Origin of the sequence: Flavobacterium sp. UGB4466 (assembly GCF_903469665.1) — a bacterium.
GTDB lineage: Bacteria > Bacteroidota > Bacteroidia > Flavobacteriales > Flavobacteriaceae > Flavobacterium > Flavobacterium lipolyticum.
The window spans coordinates 1-4,990 of the sequence record NZ_CAGKLC010000183.1 but is presented as its reverse complement, the minus strand read 5'-3'; the positions used below and the strand labels follow the sequence as shown (position 1 = coordinate 4,990).

Annotated in this window: 2 protein-coding genes; both read left to right on the top strand. The window is 35.0% G+C overall.

Annotated features, from left to right (window positions below):
- The first annotated feature begins 273 nt into the window (after window positions 1–273).
- A complete protein-coding gene (locus JO950_RS21240) occupies window positions 274–3,306 on the top strand; it encodes a SusC/RagA family TonB-linked outer membrane protein (protein ID WP_202704434.1) in 3,033 nt (1,010 codons plus the stop codon).
- 10 nt (window positions 3,307–3,316) lie between these two features.
- On the top strand, window positions 3,317–4,900 hold the full coding sequence (locus JO950_RS21235) for a RagB/SusD family nutrient uptake outer membrane protein (RefSeq protein WP_202704433.1): 1,584 nt from the start codon (window positions 3,317–3,319) through the stop codon (window positions 4,898–4,900).
- Window positions 4,901–4,990: the final 90 nt, after the last annotated feature.

Below are 4,990 nucleotides of genomic sequence, written 5' to 3'. Positions count from 1 at the left end.
GTATATCAGTATATAGTTAGAATAATTCAACTATAAATGCCCTTAAGATGTTAATGATTATTAAATGATTGTTTAATAAAAGTGATTTTTTTTGTAGTAAATATTTATTTTGTTGTAAAATTTTACCAGAAAATGGCTAGAAAACGTTTTCGAATAGCATATTATTGATTGTTTTATGTCGTTGGTTTAAAATTTAATGTTGTTTGTATAAATTATTTTTTTTAACAATCCCTTAAGAATAATTTTACCCTATAACTAACAAAATAAATTAACATGAAAAAAATTTTCTTAATCTTTATGATTGTTTTTACGGCGCAGGTTTCGCTTGCTCAGGTAAAAAGCATTAAAGGTGTGATTACAGATTCTGATGGAATGCCATTGCCAGGGGCTTCCGTTGCAGTACAAGGAGGTCAAAAGGGAACTACTTCCGATTTTGACGGGGTGTACTCGATTGAAGTTCAAAAAGGACAGACTTTAGTTTTTACTTATGTTGGTCTTGAAACACAATCAATTGTTGTAGGTGATGCTGCTACAATTAATGTTAAAATGCTACAAGCGGCATCAAATGCACTTACAGAAGTTGTTGTAACTTCATTAGGTATCAAGAAAACAAGAAAATCTTTAACTTATGCGGCTCAGGAACTTAAAGGGGAAGAGTTAACACGTGTAAGAGATGCGAACGTTATCAATACAATTGCAGGTAAAATTGCTGGTGTTGCTGTAACAAAAAGTTCTGCCGGTACCGGTGGTTCTACAAAAGTAGATATTCGTGGTAGCTCTTCAGCAACAAACAATCAGCCTTTGTATGTTATTGATGGTATTCCAATGTTAAACTCTGGTTCAGGTCAGCCAAATGATACTTTTGGTAGTTTAAATGGTGGTAACCGTGATGGTGGAGATGTTGTATCTTTAATTAACCCGGACGATTACGATGGTATGACGGTTCTTAAAGGAGCAGCAGCTTCTGTATTATATGGATCGCAAGGAGCAAATGGAGTAATTTTACTTTCGTCTAAAAAAGGAAAAGTAGGACAGTCAAGTTTTTCAGGTTCGTCTGTAACGACTTTTGAATCGGCTGCTTATTTGCCAAAGTTTCAAAAAGATTATGCTGCAAGAACAGGGGAAGATGAGTCTTGGGGTGCGAAACAAAACATAAAAGATCATGTTAAAGATTTCTTTCAAACCGGAGTTACTCAAATTACATCTGTAGGATATTCTGCAGCAACTGAAAATTCTTCTACAGCATTGACTTATGCTAATACATCAGGATCGGGGATTATTCCAGGTAACGGAATTAAGAGAAATAACTTTGGAATTCGTCAAACGGCAAAGTTTTTTGATAACAAACTTACAGTGGGGGTAACCGGAAATTATACTACACAATCAATTGCCAATAAACCGGTAAATGGTCTTTACTTTAATCCACTTACAGGAGTTTATTTAATGCCAAGAGGAAATGATTTCAATTTTTATAAAAATAATTATGAAGTTTTTAATCCGACTAGAAATTTAATGGCTCAAAATTGGATGACGAACAGAGATATTATGCAAAACCCATATTGGGCTATTAACAGAAATAAATCTGAAGACACAAACACTTTCTTCAACGGAGCAATTTCGGCTTCATACAAAGCAAATGAATGGTTAACAATTGCTTCAAGATATAGTTATAACAGAGTTGACAGTGGATTTGAAAAGAAAATTTTTGCTACTACTCAAGGAACACTTTCTCACGCTAATGGTAGATACATTAGTAATGATGCTGTAAGTACGCAACGTTATGGAGATTTAATTGCTACGATCAATACAAAATTCAGTGATGATTTTTCATTCAATGCTAATATTGGTACCAGTATTACAAATACGATGACGAATGACAGAACAATTTTAGATTCTGGAATTGGTGCCGGATTAAAAATAACAAACTGGTTTACACTTAACAATTTTGTAAACAATACAGGAAATTATCAGACAATCGACTCAAAAAGAGAAATACAGTCTGTATTTGCAGCTACTACATTGGGGTACAAAGATATGTTGTTCTTAGATGTTGCAGCTAGAAATGACTGGTCTTCTACATTAGTGAATACGAATAAAGGATCCTATTTTTACCCTTCTGTAGGTTTGACAGGTATCCTTAGCGAGATGTTCAAAATGCCGGAGTCAATTAGTTTTGCAAAAGTTCGTGCAACTTACGCTCAGGTGGGTAATGATGTTGCTGCTTTTGTTACTACTCCTGTAGATTTATACGTTCCGGGTAATAATAGTACACAACCTCAGGTTGGATTACAAAGAGGAACTACTTTAAAACCGGAGTTGAAATCAGAGTATGAATTTGGTACAGAGTGGAGATTCCTGAACAACAGATTTGGTATTGAGCTTTCTTACTATAATTCAACAACAAAAAATCAATACTTCCAATCTGCTGCGCCGGACGGAAGCCCTGAGGGAGTTAGATTTTACGGATTTAATGCCGGAAGTATCGAAAATAAAGGTTTTGAAGTTGTAGTAAATGCTGGTATTGTTAAAGGAGATAAATTCTCATGGGATTCATCTGTGAACTTTTCTCAAAACAAAAATACAGTAAAAGAACTTCCTGCTTCATCTAAAGGAATAGTGAATTTGACTGTTCCTGGAGTTAATAATTACCAATACTCTTTAATTGAAGGAAGACCGTTTGGTGTTATCATGGGGAAAAACATTCTGAAAGATGCACAGGGTAGAATTTTATTAGATAAAGATGGTAAAATTCAAGGTACTGAAGGTTTTACTGAAGTAGGTAATTCAAATCCTGATTTCATGTTAGGTTTCTCTAACACTTTCAAAGTTGGTGCTTTCTTTGCAAATGTTTTAATTGACGGACGTTTTGGTGGTAATGTTATGAGTATGACTGAAGCTCAGAATGATTTCTTTGGAGTTTCTAAAGCAACAGGTGACGCCAGAAACGCAGGAGGAGTTCCAGTAAATGCAATTAAACCAGACGGAACGGTAGTAACAAGTATACCAGCTGAGGATTATTATAAAAAAGTTGGTGGTAGAGATGGAATTACAGGTGAATATGTTTATAAAGCGACAAATGTAAGTGTAAGAGAGATCTCTGTAGGATATACTTTCAACCCTAAAAAACTTCCTGTTTTTCAAACAGCTTCTATTTCATTAATTGCCAGAAATTTATTCTTTATATACAAAGACGCTCCATTTGATCCAAACATTGCATTAAGTACAGGAGAAGGATTGCAAGGTATTGATATCTATGGTTTACCTTCTACCAGAAGTATTGGTCTTAATTTAAATGTAACTTTCTAAATTAAAAAAAATGAAACTAAATAATATTAAAAAAACAGCTATCTGTATGTCGATACTTGCTACGGTAGGTTGTACAGGTAATTTTGATGAGATTAACACCAATCCAAATGGTTTTAGTAATGAGCAGTTAAAAGATGATTTTAACGACATCAAAAAAGGATTTGCTCCAATGTTTAACAACATTCAGGTGTTAGGAGATCAGCTTGAATCTCAGTATCAATTACAACAGAATCTAAATGCAGATATTTGGTCCGGTTATATGGCCACTCCAACTCCTTTTAGAGGAGGAAGTAACAATACAACTTATGACTTAATTGACGGATGGAACAATGCTATTTGGACAAATGCTTATCCTACTGTTATGTTTAATGCATATGATATTGCAAACAAAACTAAAGGGAAATTTGATCATTTTTATGCACTTTCTCTTATCTTGAAAGTAGAAGGAATGCACCGTGTTACGGACATCTTTGGTCCTATCATCTATTCTCAATACGGTAAAAATGCGCCAATTGCTTATGATTCTCAGGAAGAAGTATACAACCAAATGTTTAGCGAGTTGGATTTTGCTGTAGATGAATTAACAAAAAGAGCAGATGCCGGAGAGCCTTTTGTATTTAAAGATGCGGATTTATCTGGTTATGAAGGTAACTATGCTTCTTGGGTAAAATTTGCCAACACTTTGCGTTTGAGATTAGCGATGCGTATCGTAAAAGTAAAACCTGCTTTAGCAAAAGCTCAGGCTGAAAAAGCGGTAGCACAAAAATTCGGAGTATTCACAGCTAAAAAAGATGCGTTTAGAATTGTATCTCCAACTTTTACAAACCCTATTGCTACCATTAGTGGTTCATGGTTAGACATTAGAATGTCTGCTGATATGGAGTCTATATTAAAAGGATACAACGACCCTAGAATGCCAATTTACTTTGATAAATCAGCTCAATTTACGGGTCAGTATAAAGGAATTCGTACAGGTATAGCCATTGGAGGAAAAGGAGACCGTGAGCGTTTTTCAGGTATTGGAGAAGTGGTTAGATCTAAAACCATTTATTTAGTTACTACCGCTGAAGCCTATTTCTTAAGAGCAGAAGGAGCTTTAAGAGGTTGGAATATGGGAGGTGATGCTAAATCATTATACGAGGCAGGTATTGGAGCGTCATTTGACCAAAGAGAAGCTTCTGGTATTGCTAAATATTTAACGGATAATACTAGTTTGCCTGTAGCCTATGTTGATCCTGTTGCTGCTGTAAACAATTCAGCTCCGGTAAACAATATTACTATTGCCTGGGATGATGCAGCTACAAATGAGGTGAAATTGCAAAGAATTATTACTCAAAAATGGATTGCAGGTTTCCCGGAAGGACAAGAGGCTTGGTCTGATTACAGAAGAACAGGATATCCAAAATTATTCCCTGTAGTGGTAAACAATAGTGGAGGAAAAATTTCTACCGCACTTGGAGCCAGAAGAATCAACTTTACTTCAAATGAAGTACTAAATAATAAAGAAGGTGTAGCAACTGGTGTAGCTAAGTTAGGTGGTCCGGATAACGGAGGAACCAGACTTTGGTGGGATGTTAACGCTCCAAATTTCTAAAAAAAATAATCAAAGAATTAAAAGAATTTAAGTTTGGTTAGTAAATGGCGTAGACAACGCGAGTTGTTTATGCCATTTTATAAACCAAAA

What these genes read in the sequence shown, in the direction of transcription:
- JO950_RS21240 (WP_202704434.1), top strand. Translation starts at nt 274, where the DNA reads ATGAAAAAAATTTTCTTAATCTTTATGATTGTTTTTACGGCGCAGGTT.
- JO950_RS21235 (WP_202704433.1), top strand. Translation starts at nt 3,317, where the DNA reads ATGAAACTAAATAATATTAAAAAAACAGCTATCTGTATGTCGATACTT.